At 37.3% G+C, this 24241-nt stretch carries 25 protein-coding genes; 11 read left to right on the top strand and 14 right to left on the bottom strand.

The features are described from left to right. Positions 1 to 239: 239 nt before the first annotated feature. Together BM084_RS08395 and yihA are read left to right on the top strand one after the other, a co-directional pair. Complete coding sequence (locus BM084_RS08395) at positions 240 to 1007, top strand: alpha/beta fold hydrolase (RefSeq protein ID WP_075324912.1); 768 nt, start codon at positions 240 to 242, stop codon at positions 1005 to 1007. A gap of 65 nt (positions 1008 to 1072) precedes the next feature. Beyond that, positions 1073 to 1690, top strand: coding sequence for a ribosome biogenesis GTP-binding protein YihA/YsxC (gene yihA, locus BM084_RS08390; protein WP_075324913.1), 618 nt, complete (start codon positions 1073 to 1075; stop codon positions 1688 to 1690). A 4-nt stretch (positions 1691 to 1694) separates the two neighbouring features. Here yihA and BM084_RS08385 read toward each other — a convergent pair whose 3' ends face one another. From BM084_RS08385 to gldB, 3 genes are all read right to left on the bottom strand, one after another. Further along, a complete protein-coding gene (locus BM084_RS08385; protein ID WP_075324914.1) occupies positions 1695 to 2054 on the bottom strand; it encodes a GTPase in 360 nt (119 codons plus the stop codon). A 74-nt stretch (positions 2055 to 2128) separates the two neighbouring features. Beyond that, a complete protein-coding gene (gene gldC / locus BM084_RS08380) occupies positions 2129 to 2467 on the bottom strand; it encodes a gliding motility protein GldC (protein ID WP_075324915.1) in 339 nt (112 codons plus the stop codon). After that, complete coding sequence (gldB, locus tag BM084_RS08375) at positions 2467 to 3426, bottom strand: gliding motility lipoprotein GldB (RefSeq protein WP_075327849.1); 960 nt, start codon at positions 3424 to 3426, stop codon at positions 2467 to 2469. The genes gldC and gldB overlap by 1 nt, the downstream gene beginning before the upstream one ends. 105 nt (positions 3427 to 3531) lie before the next feature. On the opposite strand from gldB, the gene nadE reads away from it, so the two are divergent. Together nadE and BM084_RS08365 are read left to right on the top strand one after the other, a co-directional pair. Next, the gene (gene nadE, locus BM084_RS08370) at positions 3532 to 4323 is read left to right on the top strand and encodes an NAD(+) synthase (protein WP_075324916.1); all 792 of its coding nucleotides are present in this window, start codon (positions 3532 to 3534) and stop codon (positions 4321 to 4323) included. Positions 4324 to 4436: 113 nt separating this feature from the next. After that, a complete protein-coding gene (locus BM084_RS08365) occupies positions 4437 to 5075 on the top strand; it encodes a response regulator (RefSeq protein WP_075324917.1) in 639 nt (212 codons plus the stop codon). Here the strand turns inward: BM084_RS08365 and dnaG are convergent. From dnaG to BM084_RS08345, 4 genes are all read right to left on the bottom strand, one after another. After that, positions 5068 to 7032, bottom strand: a complete 1965-nt coding sequence (dnaG, locus tag BM084_RS08360) for a DNA primase (RefSeq protein ID WP_075327850.1) — start codon at positions 7030 to 7032, stop codon at positions 5068 to 5070. The two genes, BM084_RS08365 and dnaG, sit on opposite strands and share 8 nt — an antisense overlap. 120 nt (positions 7033 to 7152) lie before the next feature. Beyond that, positions 7153 to 8202, bottom strand: coding sequence for a porin family protein (locus BM084_RS08355; RefSeq protein WP_093304272.1), 1050 nt, complete (start codon positions 8200 to 8202; stop codon positions 7153 to 7155). 51 nt (positions 8203 to 8253) lie between these two features. Next, positions 8254 to 9018 (bottom strand): hypothetical protein, encoded by a 765-nt coding sequence (locus tag BM084_RS08350; RefSeq protein ID WP_093304269.1) that lies wholly within the window; start codon positions 9016 to 9018, stop codon positions 8254 to 8256. After that, positions 9005 to 9565: an RNA polymerase sigma factor gene (locus BM084_RS08345; RefSeq protein ID WP_093304267.1), complete on the bottom strand. Its 561-nt coding sequence runs from the start codon at positions 9563 to 9565 to the stop codon at positions 9005 to 9007. The genes BM084_RS08350 and BM084_RS08345 overlap by 14 nt, the downstream gene beginning before the upstream one ends. A gap of 134 nt (positions 9566 to 9699) precedes the next feature. Between BM084_RS08345 and rluF the strand changes: the two genes are divergently transcribed. The 4 genes from rluF (at position 9700) to BM084_RS08325 (ending at position 12496) form a co-directional block, all read left to right on the top strand. Then, complete coding sequence (gene rluF / locus BM084_RS08340) at positions 9700 to 10509, top strand: 23S rRNA pseudouridine(2604) synthase RluF (protein WP_075324921.1); 810 nt, start codon at positions 9700 to 9702, stop codon at positions 10507 to 10509. A 93-nt stretch (positions 10510 to 10602) separates the two neighbouring features. Continuing rightward, complete coding sequence (locus tag BM084_RS08335; protein WP_075324922.1) at positions 10603 to 11025, top strand: VOC family protein; 423 nt, start codon at positions 10603 to 10605, stop codon at positions 11023 to 11025. 18 nt (positions 11026 to 11043) lie between these two features. Beyond that, positions 11044 to 12063, top strand: a complete 1020-nt coding sequence (locus BM084_RS08330) for an AI-2E family transporter (protein WP_075324923.1) — start codon at positions 11044 to 11046, stop codon at positions 12061 to 12063. A 31-nt stretch (positions 12064 to 12094) separates the two neighbouring features. Continuing rightward, positions 12095 to 12496 carry a YkvA family protein gene (locus BM084_RS08325; protein WP_317040656.1) on the top strand — a complete coding sequence of 134 codons (402 nt, stop codon included), beginning with the start codon at positions 12095 to 12097 and terminating at the stop codon, positions 12494 to 12496. 96 nt (positions 12497 to 12592) lie between these two features. Here the strand turns inward: BM084_RS08325 and BM084_RS08320 are convergent, their stop codons facing one another. From BM084_RS08320 to argS, 3 genes are all read right to left on the bottom strand, one after another. Beyond that, on the bottom strand, positions 12593 to 13504 hold the full coding sequence (locus BM084_RS08320) for a bifunctional 5,10-methylenetetrahydrofolate dehydrogenase/5,10-methenyltetrahydrofolate cyclohydrolase (protein ID WP_075324924.1): 912 nt from the start codon (positions 13502 to 13504) through the stop codon (positions 12593 to 12595). Between the two features lie 97 nt (positions 13505 to 13601). Further along, on the bottom strand, positions 13602 to 14930 hold the full coding sequence (gene ffh / locus BM084_RS08315; protein WP_075324925.1) for a signal recognition particle protein: 1329 nt from the start codon (positions 14928 to 14930) through the stop codon (positions 13602 to 13604). 236 nt (positions 14931 to 15166) lie between these two features. Then, the gene (gene argS / locus BM084_RS08310) at positions 15167 to 16948 is read right to left on the bottom strand and encodes an arginine--tRNA ligase (protein ID WP_075324926.1); all 1782 of its coding nucleotides are present in this window, start codon (positions 16946 to 16948) and stop codon (positions 15167 to 15169) included. 181 nt (positions 16949 to 17129) lie between these two features. Between argS and BM084_RS08305 the strand changes: the two genes are divergently transcribed. Further along, positions 17130 to 17555, top strand: coding sequence for a hypothetical protein (locus BM084_RS08305; protein WP_075327852.1), 426 nt, complete (start codon positions 17130 to 17132; stop codon positions 17553 to 17555). A 6-nt stretch (positions 17556 to 17561) separates the two neighbouring features. Here the strand turns inward: BM084_RS08305 and BM084_RS08300 are convergent, their stop codons facing one another. Then, positions 17562 to 17765, bottom strand: coding sequence for a hypothetical protein (locus BM084_RS08300; RefSeq protein ID WP_075324927.1), 204 nt, complete (start codon positions 17763 to 17765; stop codon positions 17562 to 17564). A 69-nt stretch (positions 17766 to 17834) separates the two neighbouring features. On the opposite strand from BM084_RS08300, the gene BM084_RS08295 reads away from it, so the two are divergent. Both BM084_RS08295 and BM084_RS08290 read left to right on the top strand, forming a co-directional pair. After that, the gene (locus BM084_RS08295) at positions 17835 to 19280 is read left to right on the top strand and encodes an SDR family oxidoreductase (RefSeq protein ID WP_093304264.1); all 1446 of its coding nucleotides are present in this window, start codon (positions 17835 to 17837) and stop codon (positions 19278 to 19280) included. 73 nt (positions 19281 to 19353) lie between these two features. Next, the gene (locus BM084_RS08290; RefSeq protein WP_093304261.1) at positions 19354 to 20844 is read left to right on the top strand and encodes a BCCT family transporter; all 1491 of its coding nucleotides are present in this window, start codon (positions 19354 to 19356) and stop codon (positions 20842 to 20844) included. Between the two features lie 173 nt (positions 20845 to 21017). Here the strand turns inward: BM084_RS08290 and ctlX are convergent, their stop codons facing one another. The 3 genes from ctlX to BM084_RS08275 form a co-directional block, all read right to left on the bottom strand. Then, on the bottom strand, positions 21018 to 21944 hold the full coding sequence (ctlX, locus tag BM084_RS08285; RefSeq protein WP_093304257.1) for a citrulline utilization hydrolase CtlX: 927 nt from the start codon (positions 21942 to 21944) through the stop codon (positions 21018 to 21020). A 3-nt stretch (positions 21945 to 21947) separates the two neighbouring features. Next, a complete protein-coding gene (locus tag BM084_RS08280) occupies positions 21948 to 22874 on the bottom strand; it encodes a dimethylarginine dimethylaminohydrolase family protein (RefSeq protein WP_232228879.1) in 927 nt (308 codons plus the stop codon). A 68-nt stretch (positions 22875 to 22942) separates the two neighbouring features. After that, entirely contained in the window at positions 22943 to 24226 is a 1284-nt protein-coding gene (locus tag BM084_RS08275) for a citrate synthase (protein ID WP_093304254.1), read from the bottom strand. Positions 24227 to 24241: the final 15 nt, after the last annotated feature.

Raw genomic sequence — 24241 nt, 5'->3', positions numbered from 1 at the left:
CATTTTACCACTTTCTACCACTTTGTTGATAAGTTTCTCCACTGTATTTAGCTGAAAGACTATCAAATAGCGCTATTTGTTTAGGTTTCAGAGGCTTGGTTTTTATTGTGCTTTTAGTGTTAAAAAATTTAATTTTTGAGGCAGAAATGCATTTCTTAAATGGCTTTGCTATTTCTCAAAAATGATTATACTTGTAATGAAATCGCTATATTTGCGATTGCTAACCGCAAAGCCAATCAATGAAGAATAATTTAAGGCAAGAGGGAAAGTTTACGTACCTGGAGCAAGGAGAAGGAACCCCGATAGTTATTTTACACGGACTTATGGGCGGTTTAAGTAACTTTGATGGGGTTACAGAGTATTTTCCGAAGCATGGTTATAAAGTGGTAATTCCAGAACTACCCCTCTATTCCATGTCGCTACTTAAAACCAGCGTACAGACTTTTGCTAAATATTTAAAAGAATTTGTAGATTATAAAGGTTACGATAAAGTAATCCTGTTGGGAAACTCTCTTGGCGGGCATATTGCTCTACTGGCTACTAAATTATATCCTGAGATAGTTAAAGGGCTGGTAATTACCGGGAGCTCGGGACTTTATGAAAATTCTATGGGTGAGAGCTATCCGCGCCGTGGTGATTACGAATTTATAAAGAAAAAAGCACAGGATGTTTTTTACGATCCTGAAGTTGCAACAAAAGAAGTGGTAGACGAGGTTTACGAAACGGTAAGCGATCGTAACAAATTGGTAAAAACCCTTGCTATTGCAAAAAGCGCCATAAGACACAATATGGCCAAAGATTTACCAAAAATGAAAACCCCAACCTGTATAATTTGGGGAAAAGACGATAATGTTACTCCGCCCGAAGTTGCTGAAGACTTTCAGCGTTTACTTCCCGATGCCGATCTGTACTGGGTAGATAAATGCGGCCACGCTGCAATGATGGAACACCCAATTGTTTTTAATGAATTGCTTCACGCCTGGCTGAAAAAACGGAATTTTAAATAAGAAAGTTTAAAGATTTAAAGCTTCTTTTTAGGTCTCTTTCAAATATTACTTTTAAACATTTTAAGATGAAAATTAAGTCGGCTGAATTTGTGGTGAGCAATACGCGGGTAAATCAATGCCCTGATAGCAAACTGCCCGAATACGCTTTTATTGGCCGCAGTAACGTTGGTAAATCTTCTTTGATAAATATGCTTACCGGCAGGAAAGCACTTGCTAAAACCTCGGCAAAACCCGGGAAAACACAACTTATTAATCATTTTTTGATCAATAAGAACTGGCACCTTGTAGATTTACCTGGTTATGGTTATGCAAAGGTTTCAAAATCTACTAAAAGGACTTTTCAGAAATTCATCACCAAATATTTTGAGGATCGAGCGCAAATGATATGTGCTTTTGTACTTATAGACAGCAGGCACGAACCTCAACCTATAGATATGGAATTTATGCAGTGGCTTGGCGAACACAACGTTCCCTTCTGTATAATTTTTACCAAAGCCGATAAAATGAAGCCCAAAGCCCTGGAAAGAAACATTAATAATTACCAGGATAAAATGCTGGAAGTATGGGAAGAGATGCCTGAATTCTTTGTAAGCTCTGCTACCTCAAAATTGGGACAGGATGAGATTTTAGATTATATTGAAGCAATAAATACCGAGTTAAATTCTTCTAATTCTCCCAAATAATCAATTAAAGTTTTTCTTCAACCAAATTAATTAGGTCTTCCTCATTTTGAATTCTTTCTAACTCTTCAGTAGAAATAAATATTCCCATTTCGCCTTCATCTTCCCACAAAACTATAGGAAACGTGTATTTATACCCGAATTTTGAAGCATATCGCTTCTGAAATTCGTCTATATGCAAAAACTCCATTTTTACTTCTGAAGCCAGCCTATAATTTTTCCACCTTGAATTTTCCGATAAAATGCCGTGGGTAACTTTGCAAATACTGCAGGCATAAGTATTAGGCCTAATTAATTTATGCAGCGCATCCAGCACCACGTGGCGGGTACCGGAATACGCGTTATATACAAAAATGAGTTTTTCCACTCGGTAATCCAGATTTAATGCACCGTCACGGAAGTATTATTTCTATATACTTCATAAACTTGCTCCAAGGTAGTTTACTTTTGAGTGATTTCAAGCTTTTCAGCAAAATAATCGCAAAAATCTTTCATTGTAGCAGTCATTTTTTCATCCTGGGTGGCACGGTTAAAAGTATCACTCATAGAAACCAGGGTTTGATGAAAGAATTTCTTCATTTCGTCTACCGGCATATCTTTGGTCCAAAGATCTATACGCAGTGTTTCCTGCGATTTGCTGTCCCAAACCGAAAGCATTAAAGCTTTGGCTTCTTCTTTATAAACGTTGCCATCTTCGGCACTCCAGGTAATTCCTTCCGGCACACGATTTTCATCGGTAACTACTTCTATGTTTATTTCTGATTTTTTAAATTCTGACATTACTTTCTTGGTTTAAAATTCGCTTTATTAAATATCGTTTCGGCATCGGTTTTTATCATTTCTTCTAAAGATGCATCGGTTTTTTTCATATAACTACGCACAATCTGCCAGCCAATATACTGGCCAAGTCTGTCGGGAGATTCGGCATCAAGTTGCAGGTAGAATTTTGAAAAAGGTGCAGGATATAGAAACCGCGAATAAAGTTCGGTATCGGTATCAAAAAACAATTCATTTTCTACAAAATACCGCCACATTTGCGCTTCATTCTTTTGGGCCCAATTGAGCTCTTCTTCAGTATATCCTATTTTTTCAGCATCAGTTACTTCAGGAATAAACTTATCTTTTAAATACAATAACTTGCCATAATATACCATATGGGCAAGAAAAGTTCTGGAACGCGGCCTTTCTACATATTTTTCGGCATACGCATTGGCAACATCCGGGATTATCTGGTCTTTTCTAAAATTCTTTTTTAAAAAATCCTGGATCCCAATATAAAAATGATGCTCTTCCCCTAAATAAGTATCCAGTGAAATAAATAAATAATCATCCTGAAGAATCACCTTGTTTTTATAATCCACTTCAGAGGTTAGCGTAAATACTTTTGGCGCCTCAAACTCGGGGAAATAATATTTTATATGCTGAAAAAGACTGTGAATTTCGGCCTTTTGATTTTCAAAAGAAGGAAAAGCCTTAGCTACTTCGGCATCTATTTCCTGCTGAATGGTATCGGTAAGTTTATAAATCCAAACGCTATCTGAAAACTGCTGTGGGAATAAGAACGGATATTCCTGTTTTAAATCCATAAGTTTTTGCGGCGTGGCTTCGGCAAATTGCCTGTCAAAACGAACCACTTCAAAATCTACCGGCACTTTTGCAATCTCTTTTTCAATTTTAGCATCCTCATTACAGGAAACAAAAACAATTGTACAAAGCAAGAAAATTATTTTCTTATACATAGGCATTCTTTATGAAGGCTTTAACGCCCTGCCCTTTTAATAATTATGTTTAAATAGTAGATTTGTGTGCAAAGGTATTATTTACAAACTTAATCACCCAAAATTATGCAAACTGAAAAAGTGGTAGATCACATAGTTAACTGGTTAAAGGAATACGCTACAAATGCCGGAATGAACGGTTTTGTGCTTGGAATAAGCGGTGGAATTGACTCGGCAGTAACCTCAGCACTTTGCGCCAAAACTGGTTTGCGTACACTTTGTGTAGAAATGCCTATTCACCAACATACAGACCAGGTGACCAGGGCCCAAAAGCATATAGACTGGTTAAAGCAACATTATGCTAATGTTACCAACCTGGAAGTTGATCTAACTCCGGTTTTTGATGAATTTAAAAAAGCGGCTCCACAGGTTGAAGCTTCAGATACTTTAGATCTCACATTAGCAAATACCCGGGCAAGATTAAGAATGTCTACTTTATATTATTTTGCCGGCCTACATAGCTACCTGGTAGCAGGAACCGGAAATAAAGTAGAAGATTTTGGCGTGGGATTTTTTACAAAATACGGAGACGGCGGCGTAGACTTAAGCCCTATTGCCGACCTTATGAAAACTGAAGTTACTGAAATCGCTAAGTTTTTAGGAGTTACTCCTGAAATTGTAAATGCCGCACCAACAGACGGACTTTTTGGGGACAGCCGTACCGACGAAGATCAAATTGGCGCATCTTATCCCGAATTGGAATGGGCGATGAAAGAAGCCGAAAACGGAAAAACCGCTGAAGATTTTGAAGGAAGAAAACAGGAAGTTTTTAAAATTTATAAAAGTAGGCATGGGGCTAATTTACACAAAATGAAACCTATCCCGGTGTGCAATATTCCCGTTAATCTTAAAAAGTAATCTTTTTATCGATTATTGTACTCAAAAAACGGAAGTAGAGGGAAAATCGGTTATTTTTAATAGTATATACGCGCTTGTCCTACCCCGGCGTGTTTTTTAACCAACCTTTTATTATGAGTACAGTATTAATTGCAGATCACCACCCTGTGGTGCATGAGGGTATCAGGTGTATCCTTAGAAAAAACCCGGCGCTTGAGTTAGTAGGCAGCGTACATAGCGGGATGGAGCTGTACGGATTTTTAAGCGAAAGCCAACCAGATGTTTTAATTATAGAAATTGACCTTCCCGAAATAAACGGGATTAACGCGCTTCGCACCATTAAAACCGATTATTCAAAAGTAAAAATTCTCGTTTGTACCGGTCATCCTGAAGAAGTTTATGCGTTAAGCGCTATAAAAGCGGGAGCGGCAGGTTATATTTCTAAACTTGCAAAACCAGAAGAACTGGAAAAAGCCATTTACCAGGTAGCCAGAGGCGGAATTTATCTCAACAAAAAAATTACCGATAAACTAAACGCAGGGATGTCTCCCGGAAGAAATTTAATCGCAAAATTTAAGAAACTTTCTACACGCGAATCTGAAGTTTTAAACCTTATCGCTTCCGGAAAACGAAATAAAGACATTGCCGAGGCACTTTCTATTAATGAAAAAACGGTAAGTACTTATAAAACCAGGCTACTTAAAAAATTACAGGTAGACAATATTGCCGATCTTATTACCAGATCAAGATTATTACAAATAAATACTACATAACGCGATTAAGCTTCTCTGAGAGAACCTTCTTCAAACTAAGATAATCTTTTACGTCTTCAAGAACATGTTGGGTGTCCTGCTCTTCAGCTGGAGTTTTTACCTTTTCTGAAAGTTCGTTTATTTTTTGATTTATTAAAAATCTGCGCAGCGAGAGGATGGTTTCACTAACGTGCCTTGAAATAGTTTCGGTTTTTGCTTTCACAAAAATGTTTTGCCGATCCCATTCATGCAATTTATATTGCTCTTCCTCCATTAAAATTGAAGTGATCTCAGAAGCCTGCTCCGGATCTATATCATTAATAAAATTCTTAACTTCAAATTTTTCTTCACTATTTAGCCGAGCCATTAATTCAGTATAAATATCCCTGAATTTAGGATTGGTAAAAGCAATTTCATCTTCCTGCAGGTCTAAAAATATTTTCTCAAAAACTCTTGTTCTTTGTATTTCCTTTTCTAAACCCAGCTCCCCGTCTTCTTTTTCTTTAAGCACCAGATCTTCAAAATCTTCCTCCACAGTTCCATACTGAAGCAGCAGACTAATAATTTTTTTCTCAAGCTCGTATTGCTCGTCTACTTTAGCTGCCTTTGGTTGCGGTTCTTCTTTAACTACATCAAAAGATTTCTTTTTCTGCTGTTGTTGAGGAGAAGTTCTTCCACTTTTCGCATTGAGCTGTGCAAGGCTGGAAAACAATACATTTTCAGAAATATCCATAATTCGGGAACATTCCTGTAAATAAACTTCCTGCTGAATAGTATCTGGAATCTTCGAAATACTATTTACTATATCCCGAATTAATTCTGCTTTCTTGACCGGATCTTTCTTCGCTTCTTCCATTAGTAAGGAAGCTTTATAACTAATAAAATCCTGTGCGTTCTCTTGAAGATATTCAGCTAAAGCTTCATCTGAATTATTCTTTGCAAAACTATCGGGATCCTCACCTTCAGGGAAAGTACAAACCCGCACATTCATTCCCTGCTCCAGGATTAGGTCTATTCCACGGAGCGAAGCTCTTATTCCAGCGGCATCACCATCAAAAAGTACAGTAATATTTTTGGTAAGTCTGTTAATTAAGCGAATTTGTTCAGGAGTTAATGCAGTTCCTGAAGAAGAAACTACATTTTCAATCCCACTTTGATGAAACTGAATTACATCGGTATAACCTTCAACCAAAAAACAATTATCTTCTTTGGCGATGGCTTGTTTCGCAAAATTTATCCCGTATAAAACCTTACTCTTATGGTAAATATCACTCTCGGGTGAATTCAGGTATTTTGCCGCCTTTTTTTCATTGGTAAGAATTCTACCTCCAAATCCTAACACCCTGCCAGACATAGAATGAATAGGGAACATCACTCTTCCTTTAAATCGATCAAACTGCTTTTCGCCTTTTACAATGGTAAGTCCGGTTTTTTCCAGGTATTCCAATTTGTAGGCCTCAGCGAGCGCTTCTTTAGTAAAATCGTCCCATTCGTCTAAAGAATAGCCAAGTTCAAACTTTTTGACGGTTTCTAAAGTGAAACCACGCTCCTTGAAATAGCTTAATCCAATAGCTTTCCCTAAATCGGTTTTATGCAGGTTTTTCTGAAAATGTTTATTAGCAAATTCTGAAACCAAATACATGCTTTCCCGCTCATCGGCTTGCTGTTTTTGCTCGTTGCTTTGCTGGGTTTCCTCGATCTCAATTCCGTATTTTTTAGCGAGGTATTTTATGGCTTCAGGATAGGTGAAATGTTCGTGCTCCATAAGGAAAGCAACGACGTTTCCACCCTTTCCGCTTGAGAAATCCTTCCAGATCTGTTTTACGGGAGAAACCATAAAACTTGGCGTTCGCTCATCACTAAACGGACTTAAACCCTTAAAATTAGATCCTGACTTTTTTAGCTGAACAAAATCACCAATAACCTCCTCTACCCGGGCGGTTTCAAACACATTGTCTATAGTGGATTTTGAGATCAAATTGATGTTGTTTAAGCGGTTAGACCCCACAGGTTTTGGAAACCTATGGGGTCTGTAAATTCAAAACAAAATTACAATTTAAAATTGGCTAATAATAAAAATTAATAAAGGATGGTTTCATTAATCAACATCAAACCTTAGTCCTAAAGAAAAGTTGTGTAATTCTTTATTTGGGTCTTGAAATATTGGATTTAGATCGTATTTCCCATAGAGCGTGGCACCACCCCAGCCCAGGTAAGCACTCAATCCGTAAACCAAATCGTTAGTATTATAATTGTTTTTAAGCTTCTCCTTCACCTTATCGCCATCATCCTTATACTTTAGTTTTTGGCGTTCCCCAATATTAAAACCGGCATAACCACCAAATCCAATTTTCAGCATTTTATAGGTAGAAAAATGTAACCGATCTTCGGTTTCGGTTTTTGTAGAAGGACCAATTTCAAAATGAACCGGAACTACCAGGTTGTCCATTCTAAATTTAGATTTATCAAGATCTAATGCGAATTCCTGCAGGTAAGTTTCGTCTCCATCTTCTACAAAAATGCGATTATCGGTAGGTTTTAATCCATTAAATTGAAAAGAAAGTCCGTAACGAATGCGCAACCAGTTTGTTTCTTTAAAAACCCGTGTTTTCCACGCCCAACCAAGTTCAAAAAATCGGCTACCTCCCAATTTAAAATCTGAATCGTTGAGAGATTGGCCTTCTTCCAGGGCATTATTAAAACCGGCAGCGACTACCAAATCACTGGTGGTACGTTTATCGTATTTCTTCTTTGTATTAATATTAATATCCAAGACTTTTCCCTTACCGCCAATTGCAATATAATTTCCAGAAGAATCATTTCTATCCCTCAGTTCCATTTCATTCTCCAAAATGGCTATTTTATTTTCAATATTTTTTGCGTGCTTTTCAGCGTATTCTTTCTTTTGTTTTTCGGCTTCTTCTTTAGTGATTTCACTTCTTTCCAGTTGGCCGTTTATACGCTCAATCTGGTATTTTAGTTTTGTTTTCTCCTTTTCAATAATTTCAGCTTTTTGCTTTTCAAAAAATTCTCTGGCTTTCTCATCTGAAGATATTTCTGTCTCTGCAGAAGCAACTTCTTGGGCAGAAACCTGCTGATGCGCAAAACTAAATACTAAAAGCGCGACGTAAAAAGTAAGTGTTTTCATAATAATTGATTTTGATGTTTGATGAATGACCCGTTGGTGGGATTTTGATGATTAATAGTTTCTATTGGCAACCGCAGTTTTAGCCTTGAGATATCCTTCTTTTAAAACTTCAAAAACTTTTGCTTTAAAAGATTGGTAAATCTCGTCTTCTACTTCGGCCAAAAGTGCATTGGCACTAATCTCGTTATTTGAATTGTAAAATTGCGACCTGTCTCTTTCCCTACTTATTTCTGAAGCCGCCTGGGCTAATAACGCGTCTACTTCATCTCCAGAGATTTTATCATTTTTGCTAGTGGCCGCAATCACTTCTTCAAGTTTAGATTGAATTAATTTTTCTTCTAAAATTGGAGGTTCCAAGCTTATTGGCTCTAAAACAACAGCTTCTTTATATCTATTTTCTTCGAAAATTGGCGTTTCAGCATTCTCTTCTTCTACTGAAATTTCAGGTACTACTACAATATCATTTTTCGTATTATTTTCAGTTGAAATTTCTTCCTCCTTTTTAATTTCTTCAGAAGCTATTTGTGTCTTATTTTCTTGCGTAAATTCTTGTTTTACTTCAGGTTTTTTTATGATCTCGTTTACCGGTTCTTCAACAACCTGCGGACTTTCGTAAAAATTGTTATTCCACATAAAAGTTCCTGCAATTAATAGCACTGCCACTGCAGCGGCAATATATTTCCAGGGGGTTGGAGAGGTTTTGTGTGCTTCAGCATCTAATTTAGCCTCCAACTTTTCCCAGCTTTGGGCAGAAGGCTTAATTTCCCTTTTTCCTAATATTTCCCTGGTGTTTTCTTCGAATTTATTTAATTCCATAATCCGATGTGTTTTGTATATTTAACTGCTCCTGCAACATTTTTCTCGCTTTAGATAATTGCGATTTTGAAGTCCCTTCGGTTATCTTCAGCATTTTCGCAATCTCGGCGTGCTTATATCCTTCTACCGCATACATAACAAAAACCATCCTGTAGCCTTCCGGCAAATTGTCTATGAGGTTTTGAATATGTGCCACGTTTAGCTCTGTATTCATTTCTTCAGAAAAACCAGTGTCTGCGATTTCTTCGTTACTAAAAACAATTTTCTTTTGTGATCTTAAAAAAGAAATTGATTCCCTCACCATAATTTTTCTTATCCAGCCTTCAAAACTTCCTTTGGATTCAAAATCTTTAAGGTGGGTGAAAACTTTTAGAAATCCGTTAAGCATAACTTCTTCGGCGTGGTGCATATCCTTTATATACTGCCGGCAAACGCTAAGCATTTTTCCCGAATGCAACTCATATAATTCGCGCTGCGCCTTACGGTCTTTTTTAGCCGCACGCTTTATTAATTGAGTTTCGTTTTTAAAGAGTTGAATTACTTTCACCCGATTTTTCTAATTAAAAGGCCTTCTATTTACATAGACGCAGGAAAGTTACAAAAGGTTGCCTGTACCTTGATTATTTTTTAAAAAATTAGTTTCGCGGCGAATTCTTGTATCTTTGCAGCACAATCTTTTTTATGTCTGAACAGAAGCTTACCCGAATAAATAAATACTTAAGTGAAATAGGTTACTGCTCACGCCGCGCGGCTGATAAACTCATAGATCAGGGCCGGGTGACCATTAATGGAGCTGTACCCGAAATGGGCACCAAAATTGGTCCCGATGATGTGGTAAAAGTAGACGGGAAAACGGTTTCTGATGCAGAAAAAAAAGAACCAAATGTTTATATCGCCTTCAATAAACCGGTAGGCATTGTTTGCACCACCGATACCCGTGTGGAAAAAGACAATATTATTGATTATATAAATTATCCGAAAAGAATTTTTCCTATTGGCAGACTGGATAAACCCAGTGAAGGACTTATTTTTCTTACCAACGATGGGGATATTGTTAATAAGATTCTACGCGCCAGGAACAACCACGAGAAGGAATATATAGTTTCAGTCAATAAACCCATTACTCCAGATTTTATTAGAAGAATGGGCAATGGAGTACCTATTTTGGGAACCACCACTAAAAAATGCGAAGTAGAGAAATTAGGAAAGAATGATTTCAGAATTATACTTACCCAGGGACTAAACCGACAAATTCGTAGAATGTGTGAGTTTTTAGGTTATGAAGTTACCGCGCTTAAACGCATTAGAATTATGAATGTTAGCCTGGACGTCCCGGTGGGGCAATGGCGTGACCTTACCCAGGAAGAACTTAATACCATCAACCACATGGTAGACGAATCCAGCAAGACAGAAGAAGCTTCCCGTCTTAAAGCTTCTGCTTTAAAATCTAAAACAAAACTGCGATCTGGCAAAAGACCTCGTAAAGATTAAATCTTAACACATTATTAGCGCTGTGGCTTGCCCGCATGTTAAGATTACTTGTTAATTTTAATAGCGTATAATAATGTAATTCTATTAAGATTTATGAAGGTACAACCGTTTCATTTAGCAATCCCGGTATCAAATTTAGAAAAAGCCAGGAAATTTTATAAAGAAACCCTGGGTTGTGGCGAAGGCCGCAGCAGTGATCATTGGGTAGATTTTAATTTTTTCGGGCACCAATTGGTAATTCATTATAAACCGGCTAACGAAACCGAAAAAGCACATAGCAATCCTGTAGATGGTAAAGATGTGCCTGTACCGCATTTTGGAGTAGTTCTGGAATGGGAAGTATTTCAGGAATTTGCTAATTTATTACGATCAAAAAATATTGATTTTGAAATTGAGCCTTACATCCGTTTTGAGGGCCAGGTAGGGGAACAAGCCACAATGTTTTTTAAAGATCCCAGCGGAAATGCACTGGAATTCAAAGCCTTTAAAAATAAAGAACAACTATTTGCAAAATAACCAACCAAGCACAAAAATATGGATAGATTAAAACCGGCACTGGTACGGCAAATTTTCGTACTAATGCTCATTATCTTTTTAACGGTTTTAATTTTTAAAGAAATTATCCCATACCTCTCGGGGGTTTTAGGGGCAATTACTTTATACGTTCTTTTGCGCAATTGGATGAAAAAATTACTGGCCAGGGGTTGGAAACCTCCGGTAGCAGCAGCGCTCTTAATGGCAGGATCTTTTGTAGGTATCCTGGTGCCTATTATACTAATTGTAGTAATGCTTACTTCTAAAATTAGTAAAGCGGTTGCAAACTCTGAACGTGTCATTAGGGCCGTTAAAGAACAACTTACCGAAGCTGAAACCTATATAGGTTATAGTTTAAGTGAGTCTATAGATACCTCTTCTGTAACAAACTGGATGTCTGGAAACCTGCAAAGTTTGGCAGGCGGCACATTTAATGCCTTTATTGCTATTGGTATTATGTATTTTATGCTTTACTATATGCTGGTTAAAAGAGAGTCTATGAAATCTTCTCTTATTTCTTATATCCCGCTTGGGAATGATAACCTGGAGATAATTGCACAAGAAAGTGATCAACTTGTTAAATCTAACGCATTGGGTATTCCGCTGGTGGCTATATTCCAGGGAATTATTGCACTTATTGGATACTTAATTTTTGGTGTACCAGATCCTTTCTTTTGGTTTGTAATAACCGCCATAGGATCTATGATTCCTTTTATAGGTACGGCAATTGGTATTCTCCCGGTAGTAATACTGTTAATAGCCCAGGGCGATAACTGGCAGGCCATTGCAATGCTAATCTACGGCTTTGTTGTAGTTGGTTCTACCGATAATATTATTAGACTTTATATCCTGGATAGACTCGCCGCTGTGCATCCGCTAATCACCCTTTTTGGTGTAATTGTTGGAGTACAGCTGTTTGGTTTTATAGGATTAATTTTTGGGCCTTTGCTTATTTCCCTGTTTTTATTAATTCTGAAAATTTATAAAAAGGAATACGGAAATGCCCACGACCGACTTTAAAAAATAACTACTAACCACAAAATGAAGAATTATGAATATGTTTAGTAAAAAGAAAGAAGAAATTGATGAGAAATACCTAAAAAAAGGAGCTACTCAAATTAAAGATGGCGATATTGATATTGCCGTAAAAAATCAAAAAGAAATTGATGATAAAATTAATAATTCTGGTGCTTTAAGAAAATATACTGAGCTGGGAAAAGTGATGTTTGGGATGCTAAAAGATTACCGAAAAGGTGTTTACAAAGATATCCCGTGGTTTTCTATAGCCGCCATAGCTTTTGTGCTCCTGTACGTGCTTAATCCGTTAGATATAGTACCCGATTTTCTGCCCGGAATTGGTTATGTAGATGATTTTGCGCTACTGACCATTACCTTAAGATTTATTGAAACTGACCTTCATAAATATTTAGATTGGAAATTAGAAGAAGATTAGTTTCTATTTTTTTCTGAATCCCAATCAATGAAAAAGTCCTGTTAAATCTACTAAATGTAAGATCTAACAGGACTTTTTTTTATACTGAAAACCTGCTTAAACAGATCTGGCTTTACTGTTTTCTTTTGCTCTTTTCTTATGTCTTTCTGTAGCAAGCAAAGTGTTTTTAAGCAACATTGAAACCGTCATTGGTCCTACTCCACCAGGCACAGGCGTTATATAAGAGGCACGTTTACTTACATTATCAAAGTCTACATCACCTTTAATTACATAGCCTTTTTCCGCTTCATCATTTGGCACCCTGGTAATTCCAACGTCAATAATTACTGCATCATCCTTAATCATTTCCGCCTTCAGAAAATCTGGAATTCCAACGGCAATTATAATAATATCTGCCTGAGAAGTTATTTGGGTAATATTTTTGGTGAATTCGTGAGTTAAAGTTACGGTTGAGTTTCCAGGGAAACCACTCCGTCCCATTAAAATACTCATAGGTCTTCCCACTATATAACTTCTACCAATAACCACGGTATGTTTTCCTTTGGTAGGAATATCATAACGCTCCAGTAATTCTAAAATGCCAAAAGGAGTAGCCGGAATAAAAGACGTCATATCCAAAGCCATTTTTCCAAAGTTGGTAGGATGAAAACCATCTACATCTTTATCGGGGTCAACGGCGTTTAATACTTTTTGCGTATCAATTTGTGGAGGCAATGGAAGCTGAACAATAAATCCGTCTATATCATCATTCTGATTTAGTTCTTCAATCTTGTCAAGTAACTCCAACTCGCTTACCGTATTTGGTAATCTGTATAGAGAAGATTGAAATCCTACGCGTTTACAGGATTTTACTTTTGCATTTACATAGGTTAAGCTGGCACCGTCGTTCCCAACGATAATTGCAGCTAAATGAGGTACTTTTTCACCTCTTTTTTTAATCTTTTCAACCTCAGCAGCAATCTCATCTTTAATATCGTTGCTGGTTTTTTTTCCGTCTAAAATGATCATTATCAGTAATCTATAAGCCCCTCCCGACCTCCCCAAAAGGGAGGAGAGTTGCGATTTGTTTTTCATTAATTCCCCCCTTTGGGGGTTAGGGGGCTTTTTACTTCATTCCCTTCATCATTTGCATCATCTTCTGGCCGCCGCCACCTTGCATCATCTTCATCATTTTACCCATCTGGTTGAATTGCTTCAACAATTGGTTAACTTCCTGTACCGATGTTCCCGAACCTTTACTAATTCGTTTCTTTCGGCTGGAATTTATAACTTTTGGATTGCTTCTTTCTTCGGGAGTCATCGAGTGAATTATTGCTTCAATTCCTTTAAAGGCATCATCATCAATATCTACATCTTTCAGCATTTTTCCGGCTCCCGGAATCATTCCCATAAGGTCTTTCATAGACCCCATTTTCTTGATTTGCTGTAATTGCTTCAGGAAATCGTCAAAACCAAACTGGTTCTTGGCAATTTTCTTCTGAAGTTTTCTTGCTTCCTCTTCATCATATTGTTCCTGGGCACGTTCCACAAGAGACACCACATCTCCCATCCCAAGAATCCTATCGGCCATACGGTCTGGATAGAACACATCTAGTGCGTCCATTTTCTCACCGGTACCAATAAATTTAATAGGCTTATTAACTACAGATTTAATGGAAATCGCCGCACCACCACGAGTATCACCATCTAATTTTGTAAGGATTACCCCATCAAAATTCAACCTTTCATTAAAAGTTTTGGCTGTATTCACCGCATCCTGACCCGTCATAGAATCTACCACGAATAAAGTCTCGTGCGGTTGGATTGCTTCGTGGATATTGGATATCTCGGTCATCATCGCCTCATCTACAGCTAAACGACCCGCGGTATCTATAATAACCACATTGTGGCCATTTTGCTTAGCGTGTGCAATGGCAGCTTTAGAAATAGCAACCGGATCCTGGTTACCTTCATCTGAAAACACCTCAACGCCAACCTGCTCACCAACTACGTGTAACTGGTTGATCGCTGCAGGACGATAAACATCACAAGCCACCAAAAGTGGTTTTTTGGTCTTTTTAGTTTTTAGAAAATTAGCAAGTTTTCCAGAGAAAGTTGTTTTACCACTACCCTGTAATCCAGACATAAGAATAATAGAAGGATCTCCGGAAAGATTAATTCCTTCGGCTTCCCCACCCATTAACTGGGTAAGTTCATCCTTCACCAATTTCACCATCATCTGGCCTGGTTTCAGAGCGGTTAAAACGTCTTGACCAAGCGCTTTTTCCTTTACGGTATTGGTAAAGTCTTTGGCAATTTTATAGTTCACATCGGCATCCACCAAAGCACGTCTCACTTCTTTTAAAGTTTCGGCAACGTTTACCTCGGTAATTTGCCCGTGGCCTTTTAAAACGTGTAAGGCATTATCTAACTTATCACTTAAACTATCAAACATAATTTTTCCTATGGTTTAATTTCCCATAAAGGGTATAATTCTGCCGAGGCTCGCCCCGATATTTTGAAAACTTTTTTCAATTTAAACCTTCAGGACTTATCCCGAGGTTTTATTCTCCGTTTTTCAACGAATTGCAAATTTAATGATTTGAGCCTGAAGTGAAAACTTTTTATTTCACCTCATTTTAAATATTTAATCTATCTTTTTATTCTCCTTTCGGGGACAAGGGGGGCTTTCTACATTCTTTCTGGCACCTGGATTCCCAATAAGCCAAAAGAAGATTTTATAACATTCCCAACACTATTGGCCAATTGCACTCTTAAAATTTTTTCGGTAATATCCTCAGTACCAAGGATAGTTACATTTTGATAAAATGAATTGAATTCTTTTACCAGATCGTACGTGTAGTTAGCAATCAACGCCGGACTATGATTTTCTGCCGCCAACTGAATTGTTTCAGGATATAACTGAAGCTGCTTGATTAACGAACGTTCTTTTTCGTGAAATTCATAGCCATCGGCTACCGGTTTCTTAAAGTCGAAATCGGCTTTCCTGATTATAGATTGAATTCTCGCGTAAGTATATTGAATAAACGGACCGGTATTCCCCTGGAAATCTACAGATTCTTCAGGATTAAAGAGAATTCGTTTTTTAGGATCTACTTTTAAAATATAATATTTCAAAGCCCCTAAACCAATAATTCGGTAGAGCTCTTCTTTTTCAACTTCGGTATAACCGTCTAATTTCCCTAATTCTTCAGAAATATTTCTGGCAGTTTCGGTCATTTCAGCAATAAGATCATCGGCATCTACAACGGTTCCTTCCCTACTTTTCATTTTTCCGCTAGGTAAATCTACCATTCCGTAGCTTAAATGATATAGATAATCTGCCCAATCAAATCCGAGTTTCTTCAGAATTAAAAACAAAACTTTAAAGTGATAATCCTGTTCGTTTCCTACGGTATAAACCATCCCACTAATATCAAAATCCTTTACCCTTTGAATAGCGGTTCCAATATCCTGCGTCATATAAACAGCAGTCCCATCGCTTCGTAAAACGATTTTTTCATCCAGGCCTTCATCGGTAAGATCTATCCAAACACTACCGTCTTCTTTTTTATAAAAAACACCTTTTTCAAGTCCCTGGTTCACCACGTCTTTCCCAAGCAGGTAAGTATCGCTTTCGTAATAATTTTTGTCGAAATCCACGCCTAAAGCATCGTAGGTTTTTTCAAAGCCATCATAAACCCATTGGTTCATTTTTTCCCAAAGTGCAACCACTTCTGGATCGCCGGCTTCCCATTTTAGCAACATTTGCTTGGCTTCCACCAAAATTGGTGCTTCAGCTTTCGCGGCTTCTTCAGAAATTCCTTTGGTTTCGATTAATTCGGAAATTTCCTTTTTGTATTCCTGGTCAAACTTTACGTAGTAATTCCCAACCAGTTTATCTCCTTTTATGCCCACAGATTGGGGAGTTTCTCCATTCCCGAAGCGCTCCCATGCCAGCATAGATTTACAAATATGAATCCCACGATCGTTAATAATCTGGGTCTTATAGGCTTTATTTCCGGCAGCACTTAAAATTTCGGCAACAGAAAATCCTAAAAGTATATTCCTAATATGCCCTAAGTGCAAAGGTTTATTGGTATTTGGCGAAGAATATTCAACCATAATTCCTTTAGCATCTTCAGCGGCGGGAAGTATCCCAAAATCTTTTCTATCTTTCATTTCAATGAAGAAATCTAGAAAATAAGCATCGCTTAAAACAATGTTCAAAAAGCCTTTCACCACATTAAATCCAGAAACTTCAGCAACATTTTCAGTTAAATAATTTCCAATTTCTTCACCCAATTTCACAGGATTGGTTTTGAGCGTTTTCAGCATTGGGAAAGTCACCAAAGTAATATCTCCTTCAAAATCCTTGCGCGTAGGCTGAAATTCTAAGTGATCAATTTCAACATCATAGATCTTTTTAACAGCATCTTTTACGTGGGTAGAAAGGGTACTTTGGAGTTTCATTTTTTACTTTTATTTGTTGTTTTAAGCCCTGCAAAGATAACAGAAAATAGGCTTTTGCCTATAATTTACTCGATAATCGAGATTAAATGCACCGAGACTTGTTTCGAAATTGTAAATTATTTTTTCTTATTACTTCATGAGCATGTCCCGAAGTAATTTACTTATCTTTAAACAAAAAGCTATGTTATTAAATATCTCTTATAACCGCAGTAAAACCAAAGAGAAAATTGATAAGGAAGTTGGCAAGCCTTTTACGCTGCTTGCGCGAATGAAATTAAACGGCACAGGGTCTCCAAAACTACATATTACCGAGACCAGTATTGATATTCATAACTTATTGGTTCTGGATAATAATGCCAATACCTGTAATGTTGAAATGCGGCCCAACGGAATTATCGTGATGTTTAGGTCTTTACTGGAAACCTACGCGCTGGTTATTCCTTATTATAAACTTCATCTTTATAAGGGCAAAGCTGAAGAATATTCTATCTATAAAGATCATTCTAAAATTAAGGTAAAGGCCGATACGCCTGCGATACATAAATATTTTAAAAAGATTTTGGATTATAAAGCCGATAATGCACTTACCCAAATAGGTGATCTTTAGGTTTGTTTAGCGTTTCCCAAAAGCGAGGCCACCTATAAGAGCCAAAATACCAAAACCTATCATAGCGTAAGATTGTGTATTATCGCCGTGAGCTTCAATTTGGAGAGGTCCGGCATCGAGAGCAAATTCTGGTGTAATTAGCCGGTATAACCCATAAGCAATCATTCCAACACCAATTACTAAAAGCACTATTTTCAGGACGTTATTCATTTTATAAAGTTTTACTAATCAAAATGAAAAGTACTAATTTAATTGGTACTTTAAGCTTAAAATCTTTGTATGAGAATTCTTCTAACAGGTGCTAACGGATATATTGGGATGCGTATGCTCCCCGAACTTCTTGAAAAAGGGCACGAAGTAATTTGTGCGGTTAGAAATAAAAACCGCTTTACCTCTAACGAGGAATTACTGGAAAAAGTAGAGATCGTAGAACTCGATTTTTTAAAAGATGAAGAAGCACCAGCTATAATAAAAAATATAGATGTAGCCTATTATCTTATTCATTCTATGAGTGGTTCTACAGATAATTTTGACACGCAGGAATCCCAGGCCGCAGAAAATTTTAATAAAATTATGGCCGGCACCTCGGTGAAGCAGGTAATTTATTTAAGCGGAATTATAAACGAAGAAGAACTATCCAAACATTTAAAATCAAGAAAAAAAGTTGAAGAAATCCTTTATAAAGGAAATTTTAACCTTACTGTTTTAAGGGCGGCGATTATTGTAGGCTCGGGCAGTTCTTCATTTGAAATAATAAGAGATTTATGTGAAAAATTACCGGTAATGATCACCCCAAGCTGGGTAGAAACTAAATGCCAGCCAATTTCTATTCGGGATATTATTAAATTTCTAACCGGCGTTATTGGAAAAGAAGAATGCTATAATGAATCTTTTGATGTTGGCGGTCCAGATGTGCTCACTTACAAGGAAATGATGCTGAAATATGCCGAAGTGAGAAAACTTAAATTATGGATTTTAAGTGTTCCGGTAATGTCGCCAAAATTATCTTCCTACTGGCTTTATTTTGTAACCTCAACCTCGTACAAACTTGCACAAAACCTGGTAGATAGTATGCGGGTTGAAGTAATTACCAATGACACTCGTTTACAGGAAATACTCAACATTGAACCCATTTCTTATACCGAAGCTATTGAACTGGCCTTCTATAAAATTGAACAAAACCAGGTTATTTCCAGCTGGAAAGACTCGTTAAGCAGCGGCCGTTTTCGTAAAGAATTAAATAAATACATACAGGTACCAAAATATGGATGTCTCCAGGATAAACAAGCCGCCAAAGTGGAAAATCCCGAAGAAGTACTGGAACGCATTTGGGCTATTGGCGGACTAAATGGTTGGTATTACGGAAATTGGTTATGGAAATTTCGTGGTTATATAGACAAACTTTTTGGCGGGGTGGGTTTACGCCGCGGAAGAACACACCCTAATAAAATTGCCTCAGGCGATTCTTTAGATTTTTGGCGTGTACTTTTAGCCGATAAAGAGGAAAAAAGACTCTTACTTTTTGCCGAAATGAAAGTTCCCGGCGAGGCCTGGTTAGAGTTTTGTATCGATAAAGAAAATGTGCTGCACCAAACCGCCACGTTTAGACCCAAAGGTATTTGGGGCCGGTTATATTGGTATGCAATGTATCCCTTTCACTATTTTATTTTTGAAGGAATGCTGAATAAAATTGCTAAAGGCGAACCCAAAAAACAAATAGCCTGATTCTTTCTGAATTGTTTAAATTTGAAAAAACTACCTGTTGAAGAACTAATTATAACCTGAAAAGCAATAAATTTTGAAGCACCTTTTTCAAGCTTTTCTAAGAAATCCGCTGCTTTATATCGCTTCTGGGATTCTGTTTTTTCTTGCGCTTTTTATCTTTTTCTTTACTGAATTTTTCTATGAATTAATAGAAACCGGTTCCCTTTGGGTTCGGGAGTATTTCGGCAGATTTTATCTATGGCTGGGATTGTTGTGCGTATTCTTCCTCATTTTTATCGCTTTTTCAAGGTTTGGAAAAATAAGATTGGGAAATTCCCCGCCGGAATTTGACCGACTTTCCTGGATTGCCATGTTATATAGTGCCGGAATGGGCGCCGGTATTCTACTAAGAGCAGTGCAGGAACCGGTGTTTATGTTTTTAAATTCGCCTATAGAAACAACTTCTTCTTCTCAAGTAATCGCTTTAGAATATACATTCTATCAATGGGGTTTTACTGCCTGGGCGTTCTATGGAATTTTCGCATTACTCATCGCCTACGCTCTTTTTGTAAGAAAATCTGATATTCTTTTAGGCAGCAGCTTACCCCAACTTAAAACGATAAAATATTTGTCGCAAGGCGTAAATCTGCTCACTATTCTCACCACTGTTTTTGGCCTGGTAGCGGCAATAGGTTTGGGAACCACTCAAATTGAAGGTGGCATTAGTCATCTTACTTCAACACCCGCCGGAACCTTATGGATAACAATTCTGCTGGTTTTTCTAGTTTGTCTATTAGCTTTTATTTCGGCTTTTGCCGGAATTAAAAAAGGGATAAAACGAATTTCAAACTGGAATATTTATGTAACTGTTATTTTAATGTTTTTCGTGTTTTTCCAGGTAGATATATTAAATGTTTTCAGTCAGTTTTTTGAATCAATTTACAGCTACATTATAGATTTTGTTCCGCTTAGTTTAGCACTGGGAAAATACAATCCCGGAAAAGAATTTTTAACCGACTGGACTTATTATTACTGGGCGTTTTGGGTAGCCTGGGCACCTTTTACCGGAATTTTTATTGCCAGAATTTCAAAAGGTAGAAATATCAGGGAAATGATTTTAGGAGTTTTGCTCATTCCCTCCCTGGGAAGTTTTTTCTGGTTTAGTGTCTTTGGTTCTGCTTCTTTTGATCTTATTGAAAATATGGATTCTTACAGCGGTGAATTTGATAATGTATTTACTTCTTTATTTCGTTTTTTCGAAGCCTTTCCTTTATCTAATTTCACAAATATTGTAACAATAATTTTACTGATTAGTTTTCTGGTAACCTCTGTAGATTCGGCTATCTATGTTCTCAGTATGTTTAGTGATAAAGGAAAGGAACACCCGAGGAAAAAATTCAGGTTTATCTGGGCGGTACTGATCCTTCTTTTTTCAGAAGCAATAATTCTGCTGGGAAATATAAAACCTAATAGCGATGTACTCACCGCCATGCAGAAGTTTTTAATTATAAGTTCCCTTCCTTTTGCTTTTTTTACCGCAGGGATTATGGTCTTGTTTTTAAGGGAGTTGTATAAGAAGTATTAAACCCCTCCGGCCTGTGGCCACCTCCCTTTGAAAAAAAAGGTTAGGAACTTCAAAATCGTCATTCTGAACTTGTTTCAGGATCTAAGTTGTTTATACTCTACATCATGTTAGAAGCTGAAATAAATTCAGCTTGACGAAGATCTTTAATTATTTTTTCTGAAAAATATGTAAAACTAAGCTTTTGGCAAGAAAACCTCGGCCATCATACAACGGGCGCTGCCGCCTCCGCAGGTTTCAATTACATCCAGGTCACTGCTTAGAATTTCGCAATGCTTTTCAATTTTACTTAGTTGATCCTGGTTTAGACTTTTATGAGCTCTGGCGCTCATAACCAAATACTTTTTATCAAAAGCACCCTGCACCTGTAACATATTTCCGGCAAATTCGTGCATTTGGGCTTCAGTAATTGCAATTATTTCTTTACCATCTTCTTTTAAATGTTTAAGCACATTTTTACGCTCTTTGCTATCGTCTATGGTATCCAGACAGATAACTGCAAAATTTTCAGCTAAACACATCATCACATTAGTGTGATAAATGGCTTTTCTTTTTCCGCCTACACTTTGGTTTGCATTAAAAATAACCGGGGTGAATTCAAAATCTTCACAGAATTCTATCAAAAGGTCTTCATCGGCGCGGGGCGATAGAGCACAATAGGCTTTTTGGTTTTGTCTATCTAACAAAAGGCTGCCTGTGCCTTCAAGGAATAAATCGTGCTCTTCAGCCGAAGTGTAATCTACTAATTGGGTAATCTTAAAACCGTTTTCTTCCAATTTCGCAAAATACTCCATTCGGCGCTCTTTTCTCCTGTTTTCAGCAAACATAGGATATAGAGCAATGTGTCCATTTTCGTGAAAAGAAACCCAATTATTCGGAAAAATAGAATCGGGAGTATCATCTTCCTGCTTATCGTCTACCACAATAACATTCACTCCCACTTTTTTAAGTTTTGAAGCAAACTCATCAAATTCAGCCTGGGCTCGTTCATTTACATTATCGGCAGTAAGATCTTTTTGAAAATAATTATTAACCGCGGTTTGCTCGTTCATTCTAAACGCAACCGGGCGCACCATTAAAATTGTATCTGTAATCTGTCTCATAATCTATTCTCTTATTAACGGTAAAGTTGAACAACGCAAAAGTCCTTCCTGCTTAGAAATTTCGGCATAAGGCACTTCTTCTACAGTAATGCCCTGCTCTCTTAACCAGGCATTTAATCTTGTAAAATTCTTTTCTGAAATCACTACATCTTCATCAATAGAAAATATATTAGAATTCATATAATACATTTCATCCCGGGAGATTTCGAAAACATTTTCTTTTCCAAAGAGATTTACCAGCCAGTTATACTCTTCTTCTTCCAGAAAACCGTTTCTATGAATTATAGCCTTGCCTTTTCCCACCGGCTGAAAGCAACAATCTAAATGCAAAGCATTATCACGAGGTTCAGTATTAGATTTTCTTAAGTTGAAAGAAACCACTTTTTTATGCGGAAATAACTCTTGTAAAGCTTCTACCGCCTGCACGTTGGTACGCGCCGTGATATAATCTTTATAATCTGCACCGCGGTAGGTGCCCACCAGGATATAATCTCCCAACGGCATAACATCACCACCTTCTATATGCGCTTCCTCAGGCAACTGAATTATTTTTGAAGGATCTATTTGCTTAATTACGTGACTAATAGCTTCAATTTCCTGTTCGCGATCTGGTAAAATATTTGATTTTATAAATTTATCTTCTATTACAAAAGCAATATCGCGGGTAAAAATCTGGTTATAATCTTTTATAACTTTTGGTCTAAAAACCTGCACTTTGTATTTCTCCAGTATTTTGGCAACGGCTTCCATTTCCTCTACCATATCCTCTTCTTTGGGATAGGAACCCATCCTGATGAATTCGGCTGATTTTGGGTCGTAAGCCTCTTCAAGAGATGGAACGGGACCGTTACTTTCTGCTGTGCCTAAAACCACCGCTTTAAGGCGGGAAGTCTCATTATTGATATTCAATTTCACAAGTAAAATTTTCATCAAATATAGAAAAAGCTTCATACGATGATGAAGCTTTTTCCGAATTTATTAATATATGTAAGATATTCTTATCTTTTCTCAACCTCTTTAAATTCACGCAGGTTTGCACCGGTGTAAATTTGGCGTGGACGGCCAATTGGTTCTTTCATTAACCTCATTTCTCTCCACTGCGCAATCCATCCCGGAAGTCTACCAAGTGCGAACATTACGGTAAACATTTCTACTGGAATTCCCAATGCACGGTAAATAATTCCTGAATAGAAATCTACGTTTGGATATAGTTTTCTATCTACAAAATATTGATCTTCTAAAGCTTCTTTTTCAAGACCTTTGGCGATATCCAAAACAGGATCGTCTACACCCAGTTGGGCAAGAACTTCATCGGCAGATTTCTTGATAATCTTAGCTCGTGGATCAAAGTTTTTATAAACACGGTGACCAAAGCCCATTAGACGGAAAGGATCTTCCTTGTCTTTAGCTTTTGCCATAAATTTCTTAGTATCACCACCATCTTCTTTAATTCTTTCCAGCATTTCTATCACCGCCTGGTTTGCACCACCGTGAAGTGGCCCCCAAAGTGCAGAAATTCCTGCTGAAATTGAAGCAAAAAGACCTGCGTGAGAAGAACCTACCATTCTTACCGTAGAGGTAGAACAGTTTTGTTCATGATCTGCGTGCAGAATTAATAATTTATCTAAAGCATCAATAACCTCTTTGTCTACTTTGTAACTCTTTCCTGGTTTTTCGAACATCATTTTATGGAGGTTCTCCACATACCCAAGCGAGTCGTCACCGTAATTTAGCGGAAGACTATTTTTCTTTCTAAGTGTCCAGGCTGCAAGAACCGGGAATTTACCAAGAATTTTTACTATAGCCTTATACATATCTTCTGCAGAATCTACATTTACTGAAGAAGGGTTAAATGCAATAAGCGCACTGGTTAAAGATGAAAGAACGCCCATTGGGTGAGCCGATTTTGGAAAACCATCAAGGATTTTCTTCATCTCTTCATCTACCGTAGACTCCTCCTTGATATCGGCATAAAACTTATCTAATTGGGTTTTAGTTGGTAATTCCCCAAAAATAAGAAGGTAGGCTACTTCAAGAAAATCGGCTTTTTCTGCCAGGGCTTCTATAGAGTAGCCGCGGTATCTTAAAATACCTTCTTCTCCGTTAAGAAAAGTAATGGCACTCTCACAACTTCCTGTATTTTTATAACCACGATCCAGGGTAATAACACCTGCTTCAGCTCGCAGTTTCTTAATATCTATTCCCAGTTCGTTTTCAGTTCCTTCTACAACGGGAAATTCGTATTTTTCCCCATCTATTTCAATCGTCGCAACTTTTGACATATCTTAATTTTATAT

It is taken from the genome of Salegentibacter agarivorans, from assembly GCF_900113135.1.
Taxonomy (GTDB): Bacteria; Bacteroidota; Bacteroidia; order Flavobacteriales; family Flavobacteriaceae; genus Salegentibacter; species Salegentibacter agarivorans.
This window is presented reverse-complemented; position numbering and strand designations above follow the sequence as displayed.

Coding starts and splice junctions, on each gene's coding strand:
- BM084_RS08395 (WP_075324912.1), top strand. CDS start 240: ATGAAGAATAATTTAAGGCAAGAGGGAAAGTTTACGTACCTGGAGCAA.
- yihA (WP_075324913.1), top strand. CDS start 1,073: ATGAAAATTAAGTCGGCTGAATTTGTGGTGAGCAATACGCGGGTAAAT.
- gldC (WP_075324915.1), bottom strand. CDS start 2,467: ATGTCAGAATTTAAAAAATCAGAAATAAACATAGAAGTAGTTACCGAT.
- gldB (WP_075327849.1), bottom strand. CDS start 3,426: ATGTATAAGAAAATAATTTTCTTGCTTTGTACAATTGTTTTTGTTTCC.
- nadE (WP_075324916.1), top strand. CDS start 3,532: ATGCAAACTGAAAAAGTGGTAGATCACATAGTTAACTGGTTAAAGGAA.
- BM084_RS08365 (WP_075324917.1), top strand. CDS start 4,437: ATGAGTACAGTATTAATTGCAGATCACCACCCTGTGGTGCATGAGGGT.
- BM084_RS08355 (WP_093304272.1), bottom strand. CDS start 8,202: ATGAAAACACTTACTTTTTACGTCGCGCTTTTAGTATTTAGTTTTGCG.
- BM084_RS08350 (WP_093304269.1), bottom strand. CDS start 9,018: ATGGAATTAAATAAATTCGAAGAAAACACCAGGGAAATATTAGGAAAA.
- rluF (WP_075324921.1), top strand. CDS start 9,700: ATGTCTGAACAGAAGCTTACCCGAATAAATAAATACTTAAGTGAAATA.
- BM084_RS08335 (WP_075324922.1), top strand. CDS start 10,603: ATGAAGGTACAACCGTTTCATTTAGCAATCCCGGTATCAAATTTAGAA.
- BM084_RS08330 (WP_075324923.1), top strand. CDS start 11,044: ATGGATAGATTAAAACCGGCACTGGTACGGCAAATTTTCGTACTAATG.
- BM084_RS08325 (WP_317040656.1), top strand. CDS start 12,095: ATGAATATGTTTAGTAAAAAGAAAGAAGAAATTGATGAGAAATACCTA.
- BM084_RS08320 (WP_075324924.1), bottom strand. CDS start 13,504: ATGATCATTTTAGACGGAAAAAAAACCAGCAACGATATTAAAGATGAG.
- ffh (WP_075324925.1), bottom strand. CDS start 14,930: ATGTTTGATAGTTTAAGTGATAAGTTAGATAATGCCTTACACGTTTTA.
- argS (WP_075324926.1), bottom strand. CDS start 16,948: ATGAAACTCCAAAGTACCCTTTCTACCCACGTAAAAGATGCTGTTAAA.
- BM084_RS08305 (WP_075327852.1), top strand. CDS start 17,130: ATGTTATTAAATATCTCTTATAACCGCAGTAAAACCAAAGAGAAAATT.
- BM084_RS08300 (WP_075324927.1), bottom strand. CDS start 17,765: ATGAATAACGTCCTGAAAATAGTGCTTTTAGTAATTGGTGTTGGAATG.
- BM084_RS08295 (WP_093304264.1), top strand. CDS start 17,835: ATGAGAATTCTTCTAACAGGTGCTAACGGATATATTGGGATGCGTATG.
- ctlX (WP_093304257.1), bottom strand. CDS start 21,944: ATGAGACAGATTACAGATACAATTTTAATGGTGCGCCCGGTTGCGTTT.
- BM084_RS08280 (WP_232228879.1), bottom strand. CDS start 22,874: ATGAAAATTTTACTTGTGAAATTGAATATCAATAATGAGACTTCCCGC.
- BM084_RS08275 (WP_093304254.1), bottom strand. CDS start 24,226: ATGTCAAAAGTTGCGACGATTGAAATAGATGGGGAAAAATACGAATTT.